This window comes from Burkholderia sp. PvR073 (genome assembly GCF_054055695.1).
Genome location: NZ_JBSRXO010000007.1, coordinates 336,986 through 358,077, shown reverse-complemented (window position 1 = coordinate 358,077; position 21,092 = coordinate 336,986). Strand labels below are relative to the sequence as shown.

At 67.9% G+C, this 21,092-nt stretch carries 20 protein-coding genes; 9 read left to right on the top strand and 11 right to left on the bottom strand.

Annotation, left to right across the window (positions count from 1 at the left end; all coding sequences use genetic code 11):
• Positions 1 to 75 precede the first annotated feature (75 nt).
• Complete coding sequence (locus ACVK00_RS22465; protein WP_006755353.1) at positions 76 to 510, top strand: universal stress protein; 435 nt, start codon at positions 76 to 78, stop codon at positions 508 to 510.
• A gap of 220 nt (positions 511 to 730) precedes the next feature.
• Here ACVK00_RS22465 and aceA read toward each other — a convergent pair whose 3' ends face one another.
• The 3 genes from aceA to ACVK00_RS22450 all read right to left on the bottom strand — a co-directional run bounded on the left by aceA (position 731) and on the right by ACVK00_RS22450 (position 4,592).
• Positions 731 to 2,038 (bottom strand): isocitrate lyase, encoded by a 1,308-nt coding sequence (gene aceA, locus ACVK00_RS22460; RefSeq protein ID WP_006755975.1) that lies wholly within the window; start codon positions 2,036 to 2,038, stop codon positions 731 to 733.
• Positions 2,039 to 2,416: 378 nt separating this feature from the next.
• Complete coding sequence (locus ACVK00_RS22455; RefSeq protein ID WP_228904713.1) at positions 2,417 to 3,961, bottom strand: DEAD/DEAH box helicase; 1,545 nt, start codon at positions 3,959 to 3,961, stop codon at positions 2,417 to 2,419.
• 361 nt (positions 3,962 to 4,322) lie between these two features.
• Positions 4,323 to 4,592: an acyl-CoA-binding protein gene (locus tag ACVK00_RS22450; protein WP_166726645.1), complete on the bottom strand. Its 270-nt coding sequence runs from the start codon at positions 4,590 to 4,592 to the stop codon at positions 4,323 to 4,325.
• 147 nt (positions 4,593 to 4,739) lie between these two features.
• Here ACVK00_RS22450 and tsaB point away from each other — a divergent pair, with 147 nt between their 5' ends.
• From tsaB to ACVK00_RS22430, 4 genes are read left to right on the top strand one after another with little or no spacing between them, the layout of a single operon-like run.
• The gene (tsaB, locus tag ACVK00_RS22445) at positions 4,740 to 5,507 is read left to right on the top strand and encodes a tRNA (adenosine(37)-N6)-threonylcarbamoyltransferase complex dimerization subunit type 1 TsaB (RefSeq protein ID WP_284889534.1); all 768 of its coding nucleotides are present in this window, start codon (positions 4,740 to 4,742) and stop codon (positions 5,505 to 5,507) included.
• Positions 5,504 to 6,004 (top strand): ribosomal protein S18-alanine N-acetyltransferase, encoded by a 501-nt coding sequence (gene rimI, locus ACVK00_RS22440; protein ID WP_228904708.1) that lies wholly within the window; start codon positions 5,504 to 5,506, stop codon positions 6,002 to 6,004. The genes tsaB and rimI overlap by 4 nt, the downstream gene beginning before the upstream one ends.
• Positions 5,991 to 7,049 carry a uracil-DNA glycosylase family protein gene (locus ACVK00_RS22435; protein ID WP_284889537.1) on the top strand — a complete coding sequence of 353 codons (1,059 nt, stop codon included), beginning with the start codon at positions 5,991 to 5,993 and terminating at the stop codon, positions 7,047 to 7,049. The genes rimI and ACVK00_RS22435 overlap by 14 nt, the downstream gene beginning before the upstream one ends.
• Complete coding sequence (locus tag ACVK00_RS22430; protein ID WP_284889539.1) at positions 7,046 to 8,005, top strand: DUF1853 family protein; 960 nt, start codon at positions 7,046 to 7,048, stop codon at positions 8,003 to 8,005. Before ACVK00_RS22435 ends, ACVK00_RS22430 begins: the two co-directional genes overlap by 4 nt.
• A gap of 18 nt (positions 8,006 to 8,023) precedes the next feature.
• On the opposite strand, the gene thiD is transcribed toward ACVK00_RS22430, so the two are convergent.
• Both thiD and lplT read right to left on the bottom strand, forming a co-directional pair.
• On the bottom strand, positions 8,024 to 8,833 hold the full coding sequence (gene thiD, locus ACVK00_RS22425; RefSeq protein WP_284889541.1) for a bifunctional hydroxymethylpyrimidine kinase/phosphomethylpyrimidine kinase: 810 nt from the start codon (positions 8,831 to 8,833) through the stop codon (positions 8,024 to 8,026).
• A gap of 58 nt (positions 8,834 to 8,891) precedes the next feature.
• Positions 8,892 to 10,199 (bottom strand): lysophospholipid transporter LplT, encoded by a 1,308-nt coding sequence (gene lplT / locus ACVK00_RS22420; RefSeq protein ID WP_166724917.1) that lies wholly within the window; start codon positions 10,197 to 10,199, stop codon positions 8,892 to 8,894.
• A 218-nt stretch (positions 10,200 to 10,417) separates the two neighbouring features.
• Here lplT and alr point away from each other — a divergent pair, with 218 nt between their 5' ends.
• From alr to ACVK00_RS22405, 3 genes are all read left to right on the top strand, one after another.
• Positions 10,418 to 11,488, top strand: coding sequence for an alanine racemase (gene alr, locus ACVK00_RS22415; protein WP_166724918.1), 1,071 nt, complete (start codon positions 10,418 to 10,420; stop codon positions 11,486 to 11,488).
• 11 nt (positions 11,489 to 11,499) lie between these two features.
• Positions 11,500 to 12,876 (top strand): DNA repair protein RadA, encoded by a 1,377-nt coding sequence (gene radA, locus ACVK00_RS22410; RefSeq protein ID WP_284889545.1) that lies wholly within the window; start codon positions 11,500 to 11,502, stop codon positions 12,874 to 12,876.
• A 148-nt stretch (positions 12,877 to 13,024) separates the two neighbouring features.
• Positions 13,025 to 13,291, top strand: coding sequence for a DUF2866 domain-containing protein (locus tag ACVK00_RS22405; protein WP_228904698.1), 267 nt, complete (start codon positions 13,025 to 13,027; stop codon positions 13,289 to 13,291).
• A gap of 180 nt (positions 13,292 to 13,471) precedes the next feature.
• Here the strand turns inward: ACVK00_RS22405 and ACVK00_RS22400 are convergent, their stop codons facing one another.
• Positions 13,472 to 15,403 (bottom strand): ATP-binding cassette domain-containing protein, encoded by a 1,932-nt coding sequence (locus ACVK00_RS22400; RefSeq protein ID WP_284889548.1) that lies wholly within the window; start codon positions 15,401 to 15,403, stop codon positions 13,472 to 13,474.
• Positions 15,404 to 15,539: 136 nt separating this feature from the next.
• On the opposite strand from ACVK00_RS22400, the gene ACVK00_RS22395 reads away from it, so the two are divergent.
• The gene (locus ACVK00_RS22395) at positions 15,540 to 16,019 is read left to right on the top strand and encodes a glutathione peroxidase (RefSeq protein WP_166724920.1); all 480 of its coding nucleotides are present in this window, start codon (positions 15,540 to 15,542) and stop codon (positions 16,017 to 16,019) included.
• Positions 16,020 to 16,147: 128 nt separating this feature from the next.
• Here the strand turns inward: ACVK00_RS22395 and cls are convergent, their stop codons facing one another.
• The 5 genes from cls to dapD all read right to left on the bottom strand — a co-directional run bounded on the left by cls (position 16,148) and on the right by dapD (position 21,047).
• Positions 16,148 to 17,587, bottom strand: a complete 1,440-nt coding sequence (gene cls / locus ACVK00_RS22390; RefSeq protein WP_228904696.1) for a cardiolipin synthase — start codon at positions 17,585 to 17,587, stop codon at positions 16,148 to 16,150.
• A gap of 114 nt (positions 17,588 to 17,701) precedes the next feature.
• A complete protein-coding gene (gene prmB, locus ACVK00_RS22385; RefSeq protein ID WP_284889553.1) occupies positions 17,702 to 18,610 on the bottom strand; it encodes a 50S ribosomal protein L3 N(5)-glutamine methyltransferase in 909 nt (302 codons plus the stop codon).
• Positions 18,611 to 18,621: 11 nt separating this feature from the next.
• Positions 18,622 to 19,761 (bottom strand): succinyl-diaminopimelate desuccinylase, encoded by a 1,140-nt coding sequence (dapE, locus tag ACVK00_RS22380; RefSeq protein ID WP_284889555.1) that lies wholly within the window; start codon positions 19,759 to 19,761, stop codon positions 18,622 to 18,624.
• A 90-nt stretch (positions 19,762 to 19,851) separates the two neighbouring features.
• Complete coding sequence (locus ACVK00_RS22375; RefSeq protein ID WP_006755454.1) at positions 19,852 to 20,220, bottom strand: ArsC family reductase; 369 nt, start codon at positions 20,218 to 20,220, stop codon at positions 19,852 to 19,854.
• Entirely contained in the window at positions 20,220 to 21,047 is an 828-nt protein-coding gene (gene dapD / locus ACVK00_RS22370; protein ID WP_006478479.1) for a 2,3,4,5-tetrahydropyridine-2,6-dicarboxylate N-succinyltransferase, read from the bottom strand. The genes ACVK00_RS22375 and dapD overlap by 1 nt, the downstream gene beginning before the upstream one ends.
• Positions 21,048 to 21,092: the final 45 nt, after the last annotated feature.

Genomic DNA, 21,092 nt, shown 5'->3' with positions numbered 1-21,092 from the left:
TGGCATGCGCGACGCGCCGGGGCCGGCTCGCATGGGTTCGCGGCGCGCGCGGTGCGTCTGACGCAGGAGGGCGCGATGTTCCGGCACATCCTCGTTCCAACCGACGGTTCCGAACTGTCGCAGAAGGCGATCGACGGCGCGATCGACCTGGCGCGCGCGGTCGGCGCGCAGGTCACGGCCTACGCGTGCCTGCCGCAGTATCCGTACTCGCCGTTTTCCGAAGTGATCATCGAGCCGCCCGCCGATTTCCGGGCGCGCAGCGAGCGCGAGGCGCGCGCGCACCTCGACGAGGTGCAGGCGGCCGCGAAGGCGGCCGGCGTCGTCTGCGACAGCTGGACGAGCGTGCATCCGTCGCCGTACCTCGGCATCATCGAGGCGGCCGAACGCGGCGGCTGCGACGTGATCTTCATGGCGTCCCACGGACGCCGCGGACTCGGCAGCCTGCTGATCGGCAGCGAGACGCAGCGCGTGCTGACCCATACGAAAATTCCGGTGATCGTCTATCGGTAGCGGCGACGTCGTCCGTGGCCGCGCGGGCGGCGGCACGGCAGCGCCGCTGAAAAAGGGCGCGCCGGACGAAGCCGGCGCGCGTCGTTGCTGGCGGCCGCAGGCCGCGCGGCGGGTCGCGCGGGTCACCGCGCGCCTGCCGTCTCCTCCCTGATTTTTGTTCTGTGCCGCCGATGCCGCACCGTCGCGTGACGGGCGGGCATCGGCGTGACGCTTTCGCGCGTTACGCGACCTTCTTGCCGTCGAAGAACTGTTCGTCCTCGGTCGAGCCGTGCAGCGCGGTCGTCGATGCCTCGCGCTCGACCGTCTGCGTCACCGCGTCGAAGTAGCCGGTGCCGACTTCGCGCTGGTGCTTGACGGCCGTGAAGCCCTTGTCGGCCGCCGCGAACTCGGCCTGCTGCAGTTCGACGAACGCGCTCATCTGCGTGCGGGCATAGCCGTGCGCGAGGTTGAACATCGAGTAGTTCAGCGCATGGAAGCCGGCCAGCGTGATGAACTGGAACTTGTAGCCCATCGCGCCCAGTTCCTTCTGGAACTTCGCGATCGTCGCGTCGTCGAGGTTCTTCTTCCAGTTGAACGACGGCGAGCAGTTGTACGACAGCATCTTGCCCGGGAACTGCTTGTGGATCGCTTCCGCGAACTTCTTCGCGTACTCGAGGTCCGGCTTGCCCGTTTCGCACCAGACCAGGTCGGCGTACGGCGCATACGCGAGGCCGCGCGAGATCGCCTGCTCGATGCCCGGCTTCGTGCGGAAGAAGCCTTCGACCGTACGCTCGCCCGTCAGGAACGGCTTGTCGTTGTCGTCGATGTCGGACGTGATCAGGTCCGCTGCTTCCGCGTCGGTCCGCGCGACCAGCACGGTCGGCGTGCCCATCACGTCAGCGGCGAGACGCGCCGCCGACAGCTTCGCGACGGCCTCGCGCGTCGGCACGAGCACCTTGCCGCCCATGTGGCCGCACTTCTTCACCGACGCAAGCTGGTCCTCGAAGTGGACGCCCGATGCGCCTGCCTCGATCATCGCCTTCATCAGTTCGAACGCGTTCAGCACGCCGCCGAAGCCGGCTTCCGCATCCGCGACGATCGGCGCGAAGAAGTCGACGTAACCTTCGTCGCCCGGGTTCTTGCCTTCGGACCACTGGATCTGGTCGGCACGCGTCAGCGTGTTGTTGATGCGCTTGACGACGAGCGGCACCGAGTTCGCCGGGTACAGCGACTGGTCCGGGTACATTTCGCCCGCGACGTTCGCGTCGCCGGCCACTTGCCAGCCCGACAGGTAGATCGCCTTGAGACCGGCCTTCACCTGCTGCATCGCCTGGTTGCCGGTCAGCGCGCCGAGCGCGTTGACGAACGGCTCTTCGTTCATGAGGCTCCACAGCTTTTGCGCGCCGCGCTTGGCCAGCGTGTGCTCGACGGCGATCGAGCCGCGCAGGCGAACCACGTCGTCAGCGGTGTAGCTGCGCTTGATGCCCTTCCAGCGCGGATCGGTTTCCCATTGCTTTTGCAGTTCCTGCGCCTGTTGCTGTCGCGACATGATGAGCTCCTTGATACGGTGCGTTGCCTGATGAGTCGAATCGGACGGTGATGATGCTGTTCTCGAAGCGGAGCGGGATGCGTGCCGTTTCGCGAAGTCTTGTATAAGAGTCTAGGCAAACCGGTCGACGTGAAACAGGGGCTATCTCAGGAAGCTCGAAATTTTTTAATCGTTATGAATCAAACGGTTACTAATCACGTTTTGCAATGAGAAACGATTTTTCCCATCTCGCAATCATGAGGTTGTGCCGCGCAGCATGATTTTTTACGACGCAAAAAAATTTTCCGCATTGTGAAATTTGGTGCGGGACGAAAAAAAACCGACGCGGGTGCGCCGGTCTGCCGGATGGGCGGGGCGGCCGGAGCCGCCCGGGCGTGCTTACGACGCCGAGTTGCTGCGACGCGGGCCGCTGCTGCGCTGGCCGTCGCGACGCGGGCCGCCGTCACGGCTGCCGCTCGGCTTGCCGCTCCAGCCGCCGCCATTGCCGCCGCCGTAGCTGCGGCCGTTGCCGCCATGACCGCCGCCGCCCGGCTTGCCGCCGAAACGACGACCGCCGTTACCGCCGCCCGGACGGGCGCGGCCGCCGGTGCCGCGATCGTTGCGCGCGGGTGCCTTGCGCGGCTCGAAACCTTCGATCACGTTGACCGGCAGCGGCGAGCGCACGAAGCGCTCGATGCGCTTGAGCGCGCCCTGCTCGGCGTGGTGCACGAGGCTCACCGCGGTGCCCGAACGGCCGGCGCGACCCGTACGGCCGATACGGTGCACGTAGTCTTCCGCGAACTTCGGCAGGTCGTAGTTGAACACGTGCGTGATGCCCGGGATGTCGATGCCGCGGGCCGCGACGTCGGTCGCGACCAGCACGCGCACACGGCGCTCGCGCAGCGCACGGATCGTGCGGTTACGCGCGCCCTGCGGCAGGTCGCCGTGCAGTGCGGCCGATTCGAAGCCAGCGTCGGCGAGACGGCCGGCGAGCTGGTCGGCGTCGATCTTGGTCGCCGTGAAGATGATCGCCTGGTCGAGCGCGTCGTCGCGCAGCAGGTGATCGAGCAGGCGATCCTTGTGGTCGCGGTCGTCGACGTAGTGCACGGTCTGCGCGATGTTCGTGCGCGACTCGAGGCGCTGCTGGATCTCGATGCGCTCGGGGTCCTTCAGCAGGCGGCCCGTCAGCGAACCGATCTTGCCGTCGAGCGTGGCCGAGAACAGCATCGTCTGGCGCGACGCGGGCGTGGCCGCGACGATCGTCTCGATGTCATCGATGAAGCCCATGTCGAGCATGCGGTCGGCTTCGTCGAGCACGAGCATCTTCAGTTCGGACAGGTCGATGCGGCCGCGCTCGAGGTGATCGAGCAGGCGGCCCGGCGTGGCGACCAGGATTTCCGGGTTCTTCGCGAGCAGCATCAGCTGCTGGCCATAGGCGACGCCGCCGAGGATGCTGACGGTGCGCAGGCGCTTCAGATGCTTGCCGTAGGTCGATGCGGCCGTCGTGACCTGCATCGCGAGTTCGCGGGTCGGCGTCAGCACGAGCAGGCCCGGGCGCGCGACGGGTTGCGGACGGCGCACGCGGCGGTCGCCCTGGCTCGGTTCGCGCGGCGTGCGCGGTTGCTGCGCCAGCGTCTTCTGAAGCTGCGCGAAACGTTCGATCGCGGGCAGCATGAAGGCGGCCGTCTTGCCCGAACCGGTCGGGCTCGACACCAGCAGGTCACGGCCGGCGATGCCGGCCGGAATCGCGCGCTGTTGGACCGGCGTCGGCTTCACATAGCCGGCGGCCTCCAGCGCGGAGACGATCTCCGGCGACAGCCCGAGCGACGCGAAGCTCGGCTCGTCCGACGCCGGTTCGATCGCGGCCGGTACGGCGGCGTCGTCGAGACCGAGCGCCTGGTCGGCGATCGCGTTGAGCGGGCTGGAGTTAATGCTCGAAGTCATAACAATCCTTGAAACACAGTGGGTGAAACGTCGGCGCCAATCGCGCATACCCAAGTCGTCGGATTCAGCGAGCAAATCAGGAAACGGGGGTGCAATCCGCCGAACCGTCGGCGGATGAGGCATTAGAAGCTGTTTTGGGTGCGGCGCGCTTCAGGAGCGGGGCCGCCAGCCTGATGAGTGACGACCGCGAGGGTCGAAGCAGGAGGGGACAGGTTCTAAACCGGATTGGAGCATAACGCTACGAGGCGTCTGGCCGGAACGACTTTCGAGCCGAGCGCGGGGGTGACGCAGGCCGCATTATAAAGAAATTTGCTGCGCTGCGCCACTGATTTGATTGCCGATTGCGCTGGGGGCGATCCGGTCAGGATGCCGTGCCGTTCTTCAGCGATTCGACGAGTTCGACATATTGCTGCTTCGCGGCGTCCTGCGACGTGCCTTTCAGCGCTTCCCACGCGTCGTACTTGTACTTGCCGACGATATCGGTGAAGCCCGGCTTGTCGCCGTGCGCGTCGCCGTCGGTCGCTTGCTTGAAGAGCGCGTACAGGCGCAGCAGCGTCAGGTTGCCCGGCCGCTCGGTCAGTTGCTTGACGTCGACCTGGGCCTGGTCGAATTGGGCGGTGAGTTCGCTCATCGTGTGTCTCCGTAAGGGTTTCAAGTCGGCCGATCTTAACAAGGGCAGCGCCGCGCGGGGTCGAGCGATCCTTCCAAACCGCCGGCCGCGCGGCGCACGCACCTGGATCGGGTCCGATCGCCCGTGGGAGCGGGGCGCCGCATTACAATGTCGGCCATGACGCAAACAGTGCTCCTCGCCATCGATACGTCGACCGAATACTGCTCGGTCGCGCTGCTGCGCTCGGCTCCGGCCGATGACGCCGTTTCCACCCCGCAAACCTGGGTCCGCCACGAACCGACGGGCGCCGTGTCGAGCACGCGCGTGCTGCCGGCCATCCAGGAACTCTTCGCCGAATCGGGTCTCTCGTTCGCCGACTGCGACGCGATCGCGTTCGGCGCGGGCCCCGGCTCGTTTACCGGCCTGCGTACCGCGACCGGCATTACCCAGGGGCTCGCGTTCGGGCGCGGGCTGCCGGTCGTGCCGGTCAGCACGCTGCTCGCGTGCGCCGAGCACGCGCGGCTGCGCGCGCCCGGCACGACGCGTGTGCTGGCCGCGCTCGATGCGCGGATGGACGAAGCGTACTGGGCCGATTTCGCGTGGGACGACCTGGCGGGCGACTGGCGCACGCTGCATCCGGCGTCGCTCGATGCGCCGGGCGCCGTCGGCGTGCCCGACGTGCCGTTCACGCTCGCGGGCAACGCGGCGGCCGCGTTCGGCGCGAAGTTGCCGGCTGCCGCCGCGGCAGCCGTGATCGACGGCGATGCGCTGCCGCATGCGCTGGCGGTCGCGCATGCCGCGCTGCGGGCGTTTCGCGCCGGCCGTACGGTGCCGGCCGATCAGGCTGCGCCGGAATACGTGCGCGACAAGGTCGCGCAGACCACCGCCGAGCGCATCGCGGCGCGCGCCGCGCAGACGGGCGGAGCGAAAGGATGACGGGTGTACTGCTGAGCGACCGCTATTTGTCGCCGATGACCGACACCGATCTCGACGAGGTCGTCGCGATCGAGCAGGTCGCGTACGAATTCCCGTGGAGCCGCGGCAACTTCGAGGATTCGCTGCGCAACGGCTATTTCGGCGTGTGCCTGCGGCACGTGACGGGCGCGCTCGTCGGCTATTGCGTGCTGATGCCGGTGATCGACGAGATGCACCTGCTGAACCTGTGCGTCGCCCCGGCCGCCCAGCACTCGGGCGCGGGCCTCGCGCTGCTGCGCGAAGCGGTGCGCGTCTCGCGCGCGGAGCGGCTCGACGGCGTGCTGCTCGAGGTGCGGCCGTCGAATCTGCGCGCGATCCATCTGTACGAGCGCTTCGGCTTCCTGACGATCGGCCGGCGCAAGAACTACTATCCGGCGCGGCATCGCGGCCGGGAGGACGCGATCGTGATGCGTCTGACGCTGAACAAGGACGAAGGGGACACGCATGGCGTGGGCTGAAGCAGCGCTCGAGGAAATGGGTCTCGCGCAAATCTGGGTGCGGCGCGGGCAGCGCGCGGAAAGCGCTGAAGCGGGCGAAACGCCGGCTGCGGTATCCGGCGCGGCGGACGACGCGTCCGCCGTTGCGGCCGCAACCGGCGTAACCGACGCGGCCAAGCCGCGGCCGGCGGCGCAGCAGCCGCATGACACGCAGCCGCCTGCGCGTGTGGTTCCGCGTGACGATACGCCGCCGGTGGGCGGCGCGGCTCGCAATGCGGCGCCGAGCGGCGACGCGGGTACGGTTACGTCCGAGCGGGCCGCGATCGACGACGATCGTGCGTCCGTCGAGCCCGCGCCGGCCGCCGTCGCGGACGACATGCCGCCGGCCACCGAAGACGATTTCGCGTGGTTCGACGCGGCGCCGCCCGGCGATCCGCTGCCGCCGGACGAATCGCGCCCTGCCGCAACGCCGGTGGCGATGCTCGACTGGGATACGCTCGCCGCGCGCGTCGCCGACTGCACGAGTTGCCGCCTGTGCGAGAAGCGCACCAATACCGTGTTCGGTGTCGGCGATCGTGAAGCGGACTGGATGCTGATCGGCGAAGCGCCGGGCGAGAACGAGGACAAGCAGGGCGAGCCGTTCGTCGGCCAGGCCGGCAAGCTGCTCGACAACATGCTGCAGTCGCTGGCGCTCAAACGCGGCGAGAACGTCTACATCGCGAATGTGATCAAGTGCCGGCCGCCCGGCAATCGCAACCCCGAACCCGACGAGGTCGCGCGCTGCGAGCCGTACCTGCAGCGCCAGGTCGCGCTCGTGAAGCCGAAGCTGATCGTCGCGCTCGGCCGCTTCGCCGCGCAGACGCTGCTGAAGACGGACGCGAGCATCGCGTCGCTGCGCGGCCGCGTGCATACGTACGAAGGCGTGCCGGTGATCGTCACCTACCACCCGGCGTACCTGCTGCGCAGCCTGCAGGACAAGTCGAAGGCGTGGGCCGACTTATGCCTTGCGCGCGATACGTTCCAGCAGGCGGGGGACGCCGACGCGACCGGGCCGGTCGGACAATGACGCACGGCGCGGCGTTCGCGTTCGTCGATACGCTGTGCGATGCCGCGGTCCGCGATCTGGGCTGGCTCCTCGCGAGCCCGAGCCTGCTCACCGCGGCGCCCGGCGCGCCGCTCGCGCATCCGTGGTCGGATGCGCCCGAACGGGTGGCCGTCGAAGCGTGGCTCGTCGCGCTCGACGCCGCGCCCGAGCCGCTGCACCGCGCGCTCGACGGGCTGCGGCCGGTGCGGCTCGGACGCTATGCCGAATGCCTGCTCGAATATTTCCTCACGCACGGGCCGTCGCTGCGGCTCGTCGCCGCCAATCTGCCGCTGCGCAGCAACGGCAAGACGCTTGGCGAGGTCGATTTCCTCGTCGATGCGCCGGGCGGGCAGCGCCTGCACTGGGAGCTCGCCGTGAAGTGCTACCTGTGCGCGCCGGTGGAGGGCGACGCATCGCTCGCGGATTTCGTCGGTCCGAATCTCGTCGACCGCCTCGACCGCAAGCGCAGCCGGCTGCTCGAGCATCAGTTGCGGTTGAGCGATCGCCACGGGTTTGCGCTGCTCGGCTACGGCGCGCCGTCCGATGCGCAGATGTTCATCAAGGGCTGGCTGTTCTATCCGCACGGTGTGCCGCTGCCGCCGGTCTGCGCGGAAATCGCGGCCGATCATCCGCGCGGCTTCTGGCTGACGCACGCGCAGTGGCCGGCCTGGGCGGCCGCGCAACCCGACGGTGCGGCGTGGAACGTGCTGGCGCGGCTGGCTTGGCTCGCGCCGCGGCGGGCGGCGGCCGATGCCGCGCCCGAACCGCTGGCGAATTCGCTTGCGCTGCCATCCGTATTGACGGCGCGCCAGGCGCCCGCGCTGATCGGCGTTCATCGACAGGACGGCGACGGTGTGTGGCGGGAGACGGCGCGCGGCTTCATCGTGCCGGACGACTGGCCGGCGCGCGCGCAGGCGTTCGCCGCGCAGGACGACTGACGCCGCGTCAGCCGGTGCTTACCACCAGCGATGGAAGTGATGGACCGGGCCGACACCGTGGCCGACGTCGAGCCGGCCGCTCGCGGCGATCGCGCCGGTCAGGTAGACCTTCGCGTCGCGTACCGCACTCTCGAGATCCGGCCGCTGCGGCAGCAGCGCGGCGATCGCCGACGACAACGTGCAGCCCGTGCCGTGCGTGTTGCTGACCGGTACGCGCGTGCCGCCGAGCCGCACGGCATGCGCCGCATCGACGAGCCAGTCGGGGCTCGCGGCCGCATCGGGCAGGTGGCCGCCTTTCATCAGCACGGCGTTCGCGCCGGACTGCAGCAGCGCCTGGCCCTGCCGGACCATCTCGTCTTCGGTCGTCGCCGGCGTGTCGCCGAGCAGGGCGGCCGCTTCGGGCAGGTTCGGCGTGACGACGGTCGCGAGCGGCAGCAGCACGTCGCGCAACGCGTCAACCGCGTCGGGTGCGAGCAGCGCGTGCGAACTCTTCGAAATCATCACCGTGTCGAGCACGACGAAGCGCGGCGCGTAACGCCGCAGCGCGTCGGCCACCGCCTGCACGATCGCCGCGTTCGCGAGCATGCCGATCTTGACCGCGTCGATGCGGATGTCGTCGAACACCGCGTCGAGCTGCGCGGTCACGAACGCCGCGTCCGGCGCGTGCACGCCGCTCACGCCGCGCGTATTCTGCGCGGTCAGTGCGGTGATCACGCTCGCGCCGTACACGCCGAGCGCGGAGAAGGTCTTGAGGTCGGCCTGGATGCCAGCGCCGCCGCCCGAGTCGGAGCCGGCGATCGTCAGGACGTTGGGTATCGGGTGCGTCATGATGGCAAGGCGCCGGTGCGAAGACCGGCGCCGACGGACGGAAACGGAAAGTGTAGCGTCAGTGCCGCGATTCGCCGATCAGCGCGACCGAGTCGAACTGGCGCTGGTTCGCCTGGTGGCGGCGCATCACGAGCCACATCGTCAGGCAGACGAACGTGCCGAACAGCACGATCACGACGCCGACCGGCACGTCGAGCCAGACCAGCACCGCATACAGGCACAGCATCACGAGCACCGACAGGTTCTCGTTGAAGTTCTGCACCGCGATCGAGTGGCCGGCCGACAGCAGCACGTGGCCGCGATGCTGCAGCAGCGCGTTCATCGGAACCACGAAATAGCCGGACAGCGCGCCGACGCCGATCAGGAAGATGTACGCGACGATCAGGTACACCGGCAGGCGCAGGTGGCCGAAGTGCACGGCCCAGTGCGCGGGGAACAGGTCGCGCGTGTAGAACGCCATCAGCATGACCGCGATGCCCATGATGATGCCGACGGGCAGAACGGAGAGCGACTTCTTCAGCGGGATGCGCGCGGCGGCGGCGATCGCGCCGCCCGCGACGCCCACCGCGACCACGGCCTGCAGCAGCGCGCCTTCGGACAGCGACATGTTGAGCGAGACTTCAGCCCACTTCAGCACGATGAACTGCAGCGTCGCGCCCGCGCCCCAGAACAGCGTCGTGACCGCGAGCGAGATCTGGCCGAGCTTGTCGCGCCAGAGCACCATGAAACAGTCGGCGAAATCGGTGAGGAGCTTGACCGGGCCGCGCTCCTGCTTCGGGTAGCGCGCGCCGGTATCGGGGATCCGCAGGTTGAACATCGCGGCGATCACGTAGATCGCCATGATGATCGCCATCGCCGCTTCGGCGGGCGTGCTGATCCAGGCGGGCGTGTGCGCGATCACGTGCGACGCGATGTGCGGGCTGATCAGCGCGCCGCCGAGCACGGTGCCGAGAATGATCGAACTGACGGTCGTGCCTTCGATCCAGCCGTTCGCGGCGACGAGCCGGTCGGCCGGTAGCAGCTCGGTCAGGATGCCGTATTTCGCGGGCGAGTAGGCCGCGGCGCCGAACCCGACGATCCCGTACGCGATCAGCGGGTGGGCGCCGAACAGCATGATCAGGCAGCCGACCACCTTGATCGAGTTGGTGATGAACATCACGCGCCCCTTCGGACGCGAATCGGCGAACGCACCAACATAAGCCGCCAGCACCACATAGGACAACACGAAGAACAGCTTGAGCAGCGGTGTCATCCAGTTGGGGGCGTGAAGGTCTTTCAGCAGGGCGATGGCGGCGATGAGAAGCGCATTGTCGGCCAACGACGAGAAAAACTGCGCGGCCATGATGGTGTAAAAACCTTTTTTCATCTGATGCGATGCTTTCGTCGCTGCGGCAGGGCCGCGTAGGCCGCCTGGTATGCGATCGGCTTATTCCGTTCGAAATGGGTTGTGCGCACGGCTTTATAACACGAAAATACGGCAATTCGGACTAGCAAGATTCCCCGATCGTTCCGCAAATTGTCGGCTTCGGTGCTCAAAAGGCGCGGTAAGCTGATGATTCGCAAGCGTCTTTACGTAAATTTCCCATGCCGCGCCCGATCTCCGCCACCATCCATACCGCCGCTCTCGCGAACAATCTCTCCGTCGTCCGCCGATTTGCCGGCCCGTCCAAGGTCTGGACGGTCGTCAAGGCCAACGCGTACGGCCACGGTCTCGCGCGCGTGTTTCCCGGCCTGCGCGGCACCGACGGCTTCGGCCTGCTCGACCTCGACGAGGCCGTGAAGCTGCGCGAGCTTGGGTGGGCCGGCCCGATCCTGCTGCTCGAGGGGTTCTTCCGCTCGACCGACATCGACGTGATCGACCGCTACAGCCTGACGACCACCGTCCACAACGACGAGCAGATGCGGATGCTGGAGACGGCGCGGCTGTCGAAGCCCGTCAACGTGCAGCTCAAGATGAACAGCGGAATGAACCGGCTCGGCTACGTGCCGGAGAAATACCGCGCCGCGTGGGAGCGCGCCCGTGCGTGCCCCGGGATCGGCCAGATCACGTTGATGACCCATTTTTCGGACGCCGACAACGAGCGCGGCGTTGCCGAGCAACTCGCGACGTTCGAGCGCGGCGCGGAAAACATCGCCGGCGCGCGCAGCCTCGCGAATTCGGCGGCCGTGCTGTGGCATCCGGATACGCACTTCGACTGGGTGCGGCCGGGGATCATCCTGTACGGCGCGTCGCCGTCGGGACTGTCGGCCGACATCGCCGACACCGGGCTGAAGCCCGCGATGACGCTCGCGTCCGAGCTGATCGCGGTGCAGACGATCGCGAAGGGGCAGGCGATCGGCTATGGCTCGACGTTCTCCGCGCCGGCCCAGATGCGCATCGGCGTCGTCGCGTGCGGCTACGCGGACGGCTATCCGCGCGTCGCGCCGGAAGGCACGCCGGTGATCGTCGACGGCATCCGCACGCGGATCGTCGGCCGCGTGTCGATGGACATGATCACCGTCGACCTCACCCCGTGCCCGCAGGCAGGGGTTGGCGCGCGGGTCGAGCTGTGGGGCAACGCGCTGCCGATCGACGATGTCGCGCGCCATTGCGGGACCATCGGCTATGAACTGATGTGCGCGGTCGCCGGCCGCGTACCGGTGCGCGCGGAATAAGGACGGCACGCGTGGCGAAACAGAAAACCGTCTATGTCTGCAGCGAGTGCGGCGGACAAACCCCGAAGTGGCAGGGGCAATGCCCGTCGTGCCAAGCCTGGAACACCCTCGTCGAATCGGTCGCCGAGTCGCCGTCCGCCCATCGCTTCCAGTCGCTCGCGAAGCGGGCGCCGGTGCAGCGGCTCGCCGACATCGAGGCGGCCGACGTGCCGCGCTTCTCCACCGGCATCGGCGAATTCGATCGCGTGCTGGGTGGCGGGCTGGTCCCGGGAGGCGTCGTGCTGATCGGCGGCGATCCGGGTATCGGCAAGTCGACGCTGCTGCTGCAGTCGCTCGCGGACATCGCGAACGAGCGGCGCGCGCTCTATATCAGCGGTGAGGAATCGGCCGCGCAGATCGCGTTGCGCGCGCAACGGCTCGCGCTGCTCGACGGCGGCGCGCCGGCGGCCGAGCTGAAGCTGCTCGCCGAGATCCAGCTCGAGAAGATCCAGGCCGCGATCGACGCGGAACGCCCGGACGTCGCCGTCATCGACTCGATCCAGACCGTCTATTCCGAAGCGCTGACGTCGGCGCCCGGCTCGGTCGCGCAGGTGCGCGAATGCGCGGCGCAGCTCACGCGCATCGCGAAGCAGTCCGGCACCGCGATCATCATGGTCGGGCACGTGACGAAGGAGGGCAACCTCGCCGGCCCGCGCGTGCTCGAGCACATCGTCGACACGGTGCTGTACTTCGAGGGCGACACCCATTCGTCGTTCCGGCTCGTGCGCGCGTTCAAGAACCGCTTCGGCGCGGTCAACGAGCTCGGCGTGTTCGCGATGACCGAGCGCGGGCTGCGCGGCGTCGCGAACCCGTCCGCGCTGTTCCTGTCGCAGCACGAGCAGGTCGTGCCGGGTTCCTGCGTGCTCGTCACGCAGGAGGGCACGCGCCCGCTGCTCGTCGAAGTCCAGGCGCTCGTCGATACGGCGCACGTGCCGAACCCGCGCCGGCTCGCGGTCGGCCTCGAGCAGAACCGGCTCGCGATGCTGCTCGCGGTGCTGCACCGGCACGCGGGCATCGCGTGTTTCGACCAGGACGTGTTCCTGAACGCGGTGGGCGGCGTGAAGATCACCGAACCGGCCGCTGACGTCGCAGTGCTGCTTGCAATCCATTCGTCGATGCGCAACAAGGCGCTGCCGAAGGGACTGATCGTATTCGGCGAGGTGGGGCTGGCGGGCGAGATCCGGCCGTCCCCGCGGGGCCAGGAACGGCTGCGCGAGGCCGCGAAGCTCGGCTTCACGGCCGCGCTGATCCCGAAGGCGAATGCGCCGAAGCAGCCGATCGAAGGGCTGAACGTGATGGCCGTCGAGCGGATCGAGCAGGCGATCGACCGCGTGCGCGATCTCGAATGACCGCGCGTGGCCGGCACTTGCCTGTGGCGGCCGGCCACGATCTGTCGCGTAATTCGTTGTAAAGAATATGTAGGCTTCTGTAACCCGCCGGACATCGCTTTTCCCTATCCTTTGCCGGATTGTCGAACCGCGCAATGGAAGGGAACCTATGTTGAAACAGTATGGGGATGCGGCCAGCGGACGCCTTTACAACCTGCGCGGCTGCCGCGTGTCGGAGCCCATCGTTCACCCGTGGGGCGGCGGATGCCGGATCGTCGAGTGGATCGACGACGAAGGGCGCCTGGCACGCCGGGTCGTGTCCGAGGACGTGACGGAAGCGGAAGTCGCCGCGGCGATCCGCCGGCCGCCCGAAGGGCGGCGTCACCTGATGGGCGATGACGAGCAACTGCCGCGCGATACGTTGCCGCGGCGTTGAGCGGGTGGCGTACGGCCGACCCGACAACGACAGTCGTACCTGCAATGAAGAGGCCGGGCCAGGGCGCCCGGCCTTGTCGTTTGCGGGCCGGATGCAGCCGGCCCGGTTCGTCGGTTATTGACGCCACCGTGGATGCCGCGCCAGCGATCAAGCGACCGGCCGATGGCCCCCGGGCCGCGTTCAGCCGATCTGCTCGAGCTCTTCCTGCACGGCGAGCCAGTCGGCCTCGACCGTTTCGAGCCGCGTATTGACCTCGCCGAGCTTGCGGATCGCTTCGGTCAGCTCCGTCTTGCGCGCGGCCTCGTAGCTCGCCGGATCGGCGACGAACGTGTCGAGGCGTGCCTTCTCCGCATGCAGCGCTTCCATTTCCTTTTCGAGCTTCGTGACGCGGTTCTGCAGCGGCCTTTTCAGCTGCGACAGGCGCTGGCGCTCCTCGGCCGCCTGGCGCTTCTGGTCCTTGCGGTTGACACCCGTATCGGCGCCCGTCGCCGCCGCGCTGTCGGCCTTCGTGGCCGCGCGCTGCTCGGCCGCGTGCTGCAGCAGCCAGTCGCGGTAATCGTCGAGGTCGCCGTCGAACGGCTGCAGGCGGTGCTTCGCGACGAGCATGAACTGGTCGGTGGTCGCGCGCAGCAGGTGGCGGTCGTGCGAGACGAGGATCAGCGTGCCTTCGAACTGCGCGAGCGCCATCGTCAGTGCGTGACGCGTTTCGAGGTCGAGGTGGTTGGTCGGCTCGTCGAGCAGCAGCAGGTTCGGCTTCTGCCAGATGATCAGCGCAAGCGCGAGCCGCGCTTTCTCGCCGCCGGAGAACGGGCCGACCGGGCTCGTCGCCATGTCGCCGGAGAAATTGAAGCCGCCGAGAAAGTCGCGCAGTTCCTGCTCGCGCGTGTCGGGCGCGAGCCGTGCGAGATGCGCGAGCGGCGAATCGTCCTCGCGCAGCGTTTCGAGCTGGTGCTGCGCGAAATAGCCGATCGTCAGGCCTTTGCCGTCGCGCACGTGGCCCGACAGCGGTGCGAGTGTGCCGGCCAGCGTCTTGATCAGCGTCGACTTCCCCTGGCCGTTCGCGCCGAGCAGGCCGATGCGCTGGCCGTTCTGGATCGACAGCGCCACGCGTTCGACGATCGGGATGTCCGTGCCGTCGCCCGCGTGGTAGCCGCAGCGGACATCTTCCATCACCATCATCGGGTTCGGCGCGGCGTCGGGCGTGCGGAACTCGAACGTGAACGGCGACGCGATGTGCGCGGGCGCGATCAGTTCCATCTTCTCGAGCGCCTTCATCCGGCTCTGCGCCTGCTTGGCCTTGGTCGCCTTGGCCTTGAAGCGGTCGACGAAGCTCTGCAGGTGCTCGATCGTCTTCTGCTGCTTTTCGTATGCGTTTTGCTGCAGCGCAAGCTGCTGCGCACGCAGCACTTCGAATTGTGAGTAGTTGCCGCCGTAGCGCTTCACCTGGCGATTTTCCAGGTGCAGCGTGACGTTGCAGATCGAGTCGAGGAATTCGCGGTCGTGCGAGATCACGACGAGCGTGCCGGCGTAGCGGTGCAGCCAGTCCTCGAGCCAGACGATCGCGTCGAGGTCGAGGTGGTTGGTCGGTTCGTCGAGCAGCAGCAGATCGGAGCGGCACATCAGCGCCTGCGCGAGGTTCAGGCGCATGCGCCAGCCGCCGGAGAAGCTGGCGACCGACTCGCGCGTCTGCGCGAGCGTGAAGCCGAGGCCGAGCAGCAGCGCTTCGGCGCGCGCCGGTGCGGTATAGCCGTCGGCGTCGGCGAACGCCGCGTGCGCGTCGGCTTCGGCCGCGCCGTCATGCGCGGCCGACGCGGCGGCGATGCGCGCTTCGATCTCGCGCAGCGCGGTGTCGCCGTCGAGCGTGTAGTCGAGCGCCGAGCGGTCGACCGCGGGCGTTTCCTGCGACACGTGGGCGATCCGCCACGACGGCGGCATCGAAAAATCGCCGGCGTCGGAATGCAGCTCGCCGCGCAGGACCGAGAACAGCGTCGATTTGCCGGCGCCGTTCGCGCCGATCAGGCCGGCCTTTTCACCGGGATTGAGCACGAACGAGGCCGACTCGAACAGCGGTTTGGTGCCTCGAGCAAGGCTGAACTGATTGAAACGGATCACGGCGGGAATGACTGACCAAAACCGCTATTCTAGACTGCGCGCGCGTCGCTCCGGATATCGGCCGAACGGCGGGTGCCGCAACGGCGCGATTTCGCCTAGACTCCACGTCGTTCCGGTCTCATAAAAGGAGTGCCCGATGTCCACCCTGTATTCGTTCAGCGCGGAGACGCTCGCCGGTGAGCCGGCGTCGCTCGATGCGTATCGCGGCAAGGTGCTGCTGATCGTCAATACCGCGAGCGAGTGCGGTTTCACGCCGCAGTATGCGGGCCTGCAGAAACTGTACGACCAGTACGCGGCGCGCGGCTTCTTCGTGCTCGGCTTTCCGTGCAACCAGTTCGGCAAGCAGGAGCCGGGCGACGCCACGCAGATCGGCGCGTTCTGCGAGCGCAACTACGGCGTCACGTTCCCGATGTTCGCGAAGGTCGACGTGAAGGGCGACCATGCGCATCCGCTGTACCGCTATCTGACCGACGAGGCGCCCGGCATTCTCGGCTTGAAGGCGATCAAGTGGAATTTCACGAAATTCCTGGTCGACCGCGACGGGCGGATCGTCAAGCGCTATGCGCCGTCGACGAAGCCCGAGGAAATCGCCGCGGATATCGACAAGCTGCTGTAACGCCGTGACGCGGCGAGCGGGCTGGCCGGGCCGAACGGGCCGTGACCGCCATGCCGGGCCGGACGGTGCGAAAGCGGTGCTGCCATCCGGGCGGCGCCAGGCCGGCGCTCGCGCGAGCGCTACGGGCGCTACAGGATGGGTGCGAACAGGCGCGCGACGTGCATGGCGATGCGCCGCCACGCGGGCGAGTGCCGATACTCGTTCGCATCGACCTCGTAGGCCTGCGCGAAATCGGCGTCGAGCATGGCCTCGACTTCGTCGGCGAACGCGCGATCGACGGTCAGCACCATGATTTCGAAGTTCAGCCGGAACGAGCGGTTGTCGAGATTCGCGCTGCCGACCGCGGCCGCGATGCGGTCGATCAGCACGACTTTCTGGTGCAGGAAGCCGGGCCGGTAGCGGAACACCTTGACGCCTGCGTCGACGAGATCGCGTGCATAGAGCTTCGACGCCTCGAACACGACGTAGTGGTCGCGCCGGCTCGGGATCAGGATGCGCACGTCGACGCCGCGCATCACCGCGAGCTTCAGCGCGGCGATCACCGCTTCGTCGGGTATGAGATACGGTGTCGTGATCCACACCCGTTCGTGCGCGGCGTTGATCGCGCCGACGAAGAACAGCGAGCCGGTTTCCTGCTTGTCGGCCGGGCCCATCGGCACGGCCAGGCAATGCATCGCGTCGCCGGGCAGCGCCTCCGGCGGCGCGGCGAGCGGCGGAAGCGTCTGCGTGGCCCAGTGCCAGTCTTCGGCGAACACGTACTGAATGCTGGCGACCACCGGGCCGCGGATTTCGATATGGGTGTCGCGCCACGGCGACAGGCGCCGGTTCGCGCCGAGATATTCGACGCCAACGTTGTGTCCGCCGACGAACGCGCGATTGCCGTCGACGACGACGATCTTGCGATGGTTGCGGAAGTTGAGCTGGAAGCGGTTGACGAACTTGCGGTGGGTCGCGAACGGGTGGACCTCGACGCCGCCGCGGCGCAGCGTGTCGACGTAGCTGTGCGGCAGGTCGAAGCTGCCGATGCTGTCGTACAGCAGGTAGCAGCGCACGCCGGCTGCCGCGCGTGCGAGCAGTGCGTCGCGCAGCATCAGGCCGAGCGCGTCGACGCGCACGATGAAGAACTGGACGAACACGTAATCGCGCGCCGAGTCGATCGCCGACAGGATCGCCGAGAAGGTCGCATCGCCGTTGACGAGCGTGCGCACCGAGTTGCCGCCGACGAACGGCATCCCGCCGAGCCGCGTGAGCGCGAGCACGGCAGCCCGGCCGATCGCATCGGCCGCCGGCCCGTTGGTTGCGTCCGCATCGAGCCACGGCACGCGCGGCGTGTGCGTGCGCAACGCTTCCATCTCGTGGCGCCGCGCGTCGACGTAGCCGGAGAACTTGCTGCGACCGAGGAACAGGTAGGGGATGAGCGTCAGGTACGGCATCGCGGCGAGCGACACGGCCCACGCGATCGCACCTTGCGACGTGCGCGTGTTCATGAGCGCGTGACACGCCGCGATGATCCCGAGCACATGGACGGCCAGGATCAGGGTGCCGAGATGTAGCCAGTCGAGGGTCATGGGCGCGTGACGGACTCCTGAGGTCGTGCGGCGCGACGGCCGCTTACGCGCATCTTACCCAACCGTGCGGGACAGCGGTGTGCCGTACCGCACGGTTGCAGCCGCGGCGCGCCGTCAGGCCTTGCGCGGCAGGTCCGACGCCTGGATCAGGAACACCGTGTCGTCGCCCGCGCTGGTGGGCAGCCACGTGAGTTCGAGGCCGCCGAACGCGGCTTCGACGTGCTCGCGCTCGTTGCCGATCTCGACGACGAGCACGCCGTCGTCGTGCAGCCACTTGTGCGCTTCCGAGATGATTCGCCGCACGATGTCCATTCCGTCCTCGCCGCCCGCGAGCGCCATCTCCGGCTCGTGCCGGTACTCGGGCGGCAGGGCTGCCATCGACGTCGCGTTCACGTACGGCGGGTTCGTCAGGATCACGTCGTAGCGTGCGTCGGGTTCCGCGCGGAACGCGGGCAGCGGCGCGTAGAGGTCGCCGCGATGCAGCGTGATGCGCTCGTCGAGGCCATAGTCGCCCACGTTGATCCGGGCGACTTCGAGTGCCTTGTCGGACAGGTCGACCGCGTCGATCTCGGCGTTCGGGAACGCGCTGGCGGCGAGGATCGCGAGGCAGCCGGAGCCGGTGCACAGCTCGAGCACAGCGCCGACCTGCTCGGGATCGGCGACATACGGCTGCAGCCCGTCGTCGAGCAGCTCGCCGATGAACGAGCGCGGCACGATCACGCGCTCGTCGACGTAGAAGCGGTGGCCGTGCATCCACGCTTCATGCGTGAGGTACGCGGCCGGCACGCGTTCGGTCGCGCGTCGTTCGATCACCGCGAGCACGGCCGCGATTTCATCGGGCAGCAGGCGCGCATCGAGGAACGGCTCGAGCGTGTCGAGCGGCAGGTCGAGCGTGTGCAGCACGAGGTAGGCGGCTTCGTCGTACGCGTTGTCCGAGCCGTGGCCGAATGCGAGCTTGGCCTTCGAGAAGCGCGTGACCGCGTCGCGCAGCAGGTCGCGAATAGTTGCAAATGGTGTCGTCATGCGAGGCTCCGTCAGGCGATCAGTTGTTCGAGCACGCGTCGGTACACGTTCTTCAGTGGGTCGACGAAGCGCACGTCGATGTGCTCGTCGATCTTGTGGATGCTGCCGTTCGGCGGGCCGAACTCGATCACCTGCGGGCAGATGCGCGCGATGAAGCGTCCGTCGGACGTGCCGCCCGTCGTCGACAGCTCGGTCGTGAGGCCGGTCTCGGCGCGGATCGCGTTCTCCAGCGCGTTCGACAGGTCGCCGCGCGGCGTGAGGAACGGCAGGCCGCTCACCGACCACTTCAGCGTGTATTCGAGGCCGTGCTTGTCGAGGATCGCATGCACGCGTGCCTGCAGGCCCTCGACGGTGCTCGCCGTCGAAAAGCGGAAGTTGAACATCAGGTCCGCGTGGCCGGGGATCACGTTGGTCGCGCCGGTGCCGGCATGCAGGTTCGACACCTGCCAGGTGGTCGGCGGGAAGTATTCGTTGCCTTCGTCCCACTGTTCGGCGGCGAGCTCGGCGAGCGCCGGCGCGAGCAGGTGGATCGGGTTCTTCGCGAGGTGCGGGTACGCGATGTGGCCCTGCACGCCCTTGACGACCAGCTCGCCCGACATCGAGCCGCGGCGGCCGTTCTTCACGACGTCGCCCAGTTCCGTGGTCGAGGTCGGCTCGCCGACGATGCAGTAGTCGAGGCGTTCGCCGCGCGCTTCGAGCAGTTCGACGACCTTCACGGTGCCGTCGGTGGCCGGGCCTTCCTCATCGCTCGTGATCAGGAACGCGATCGCGCCGCGGTGGCCGGGGTGGGCCGCGACGAATTCCTCGGATGCGACGACGAACGCCGCGAGCGACGTCTTCATGTCGGCCGCGCCGCGGCCGTACAGCTTGCCGTCGCGATGTGCGGGGACGAACGGCGGCGAGGTCCACTGCTCGAGCGGGCCGGTCGGCACGACGTCGGTGTGGCCCGCGAACGCGAGCAGCTTGCCGTCGCGGCCGTCGGCGCCGCGCTTGACGGCCCACAGGTTGGTCACGCCATGCGACGCGATGGTCTCGCATTCGAAGCCGAGCGCGGCGAGGCGCTCGGTCATGATCTGCTGGCAATGCTGGTCGTCGGGCGTGACGGACGCGCGGGCGATCAGCTGTTCGGTAAGGGCTAGGGTGGCGGACATGGTTCGGACCACTTTCGATAAAAAATGCCGGCGCGGTGGCCGGCAGTGACGAGACGTCGGGCTGCACCCGCGGGCGCAGCGCGGGCGGCCCTAGGCGGCAAACAGCGCCGCGTACTGATCGGCCACGAAGCCGAGCGATTTCACGCGGCCGTTGACGACGAGCACGGGACGCTTGATGACCGACGGCTTGTGGATCATCAGCGCGACCGCGCCGGACCGCGTTTCCGCGGCCGCCTTCATGGCATCGTCCAGGCCGCGCCACGTCGTGCCGCGCTTGTTCACGAGCGCGTCGAGCGACACGTCTTTCAGCCAGTCTTCGACGAGCGGTGCGCTGACGCCGAGCTTCTTGAAGTCGTGGAACTCGAACTCGACGCCGTGATCGTCGAGCCACACGCGGGCCTTCTTCACGGTGTCGCAGTTCGGAATGCCGTAGACGACCACGGTGTGCGGCTTGGCCATCAGTCGCCTCGCAGCAGCTCGTTCAGGCCGACCTTCGCGCGGGTCTTCGCGTCGACTTTCTTCACGATCACCGCGCAGTACAGGCTGTGCGAGCCGTCCTTCGACGGCAGGTTGCCGGCAACGACGACCGAGCCGGCCGGGATGCGGCCGTAGCTGACTTCGCCCGTTTCGCGATCGTAGATCTTGGTGCTCTGGCCGAGGTACACGCCCATCGAGATCACCGAGTTCTCCTCGACGATCACGCCTTCGACGACTTCCGAGCGCGCGCCGATGAAGCAGTTGTCCTCGATGATGACGGGATTCGCCTGCAGCGGTTCGAGCACGCCGCCGATGCCGACGCCGCCCGACAGGTGCACGTTCTTGCCGATCTGCGCGCACGAACCGACCGTTGCCCACGTGTCGACCATCGTGCCTTCGTCGACGTACGCGCCGATGTTGGTGTACGACGGCATCAGCACGACGTTCTTCGCGATGAACGAGCCGCGGCGCGCGATGGCCGGCGGCACGACGCGGAAGCCGCCCGCGGCGAAGTCTTCAGCGGTGTAGTTCGCGAACTTCGACGGCACCTTGTCGTAGAACTGCGAGTAGCCGCCGGCCGGCATCGGCGCGTTGTCCTCCAGGCGGAACGACAGCAGCACGGCCTTCTTCAGCCACTGGTGCACGGTCCAGTTGCCGTCGATCTTCTCGGCGACGCGCAGTGCGCCTTTGTCGAGTTGCTCGATCGCATGAGCGACGGCTTCGCGGACGTCGGCGGGCGCGGCCTTCGGCGACAGCTCGGCGCGGTTTTCCCAGGCGGTATCGATGATTTGCTGAAGTTGTTGCGACATGTTCGTTTTCGCAGAAGATGAATGGAATTGATCGGGATGGACGTC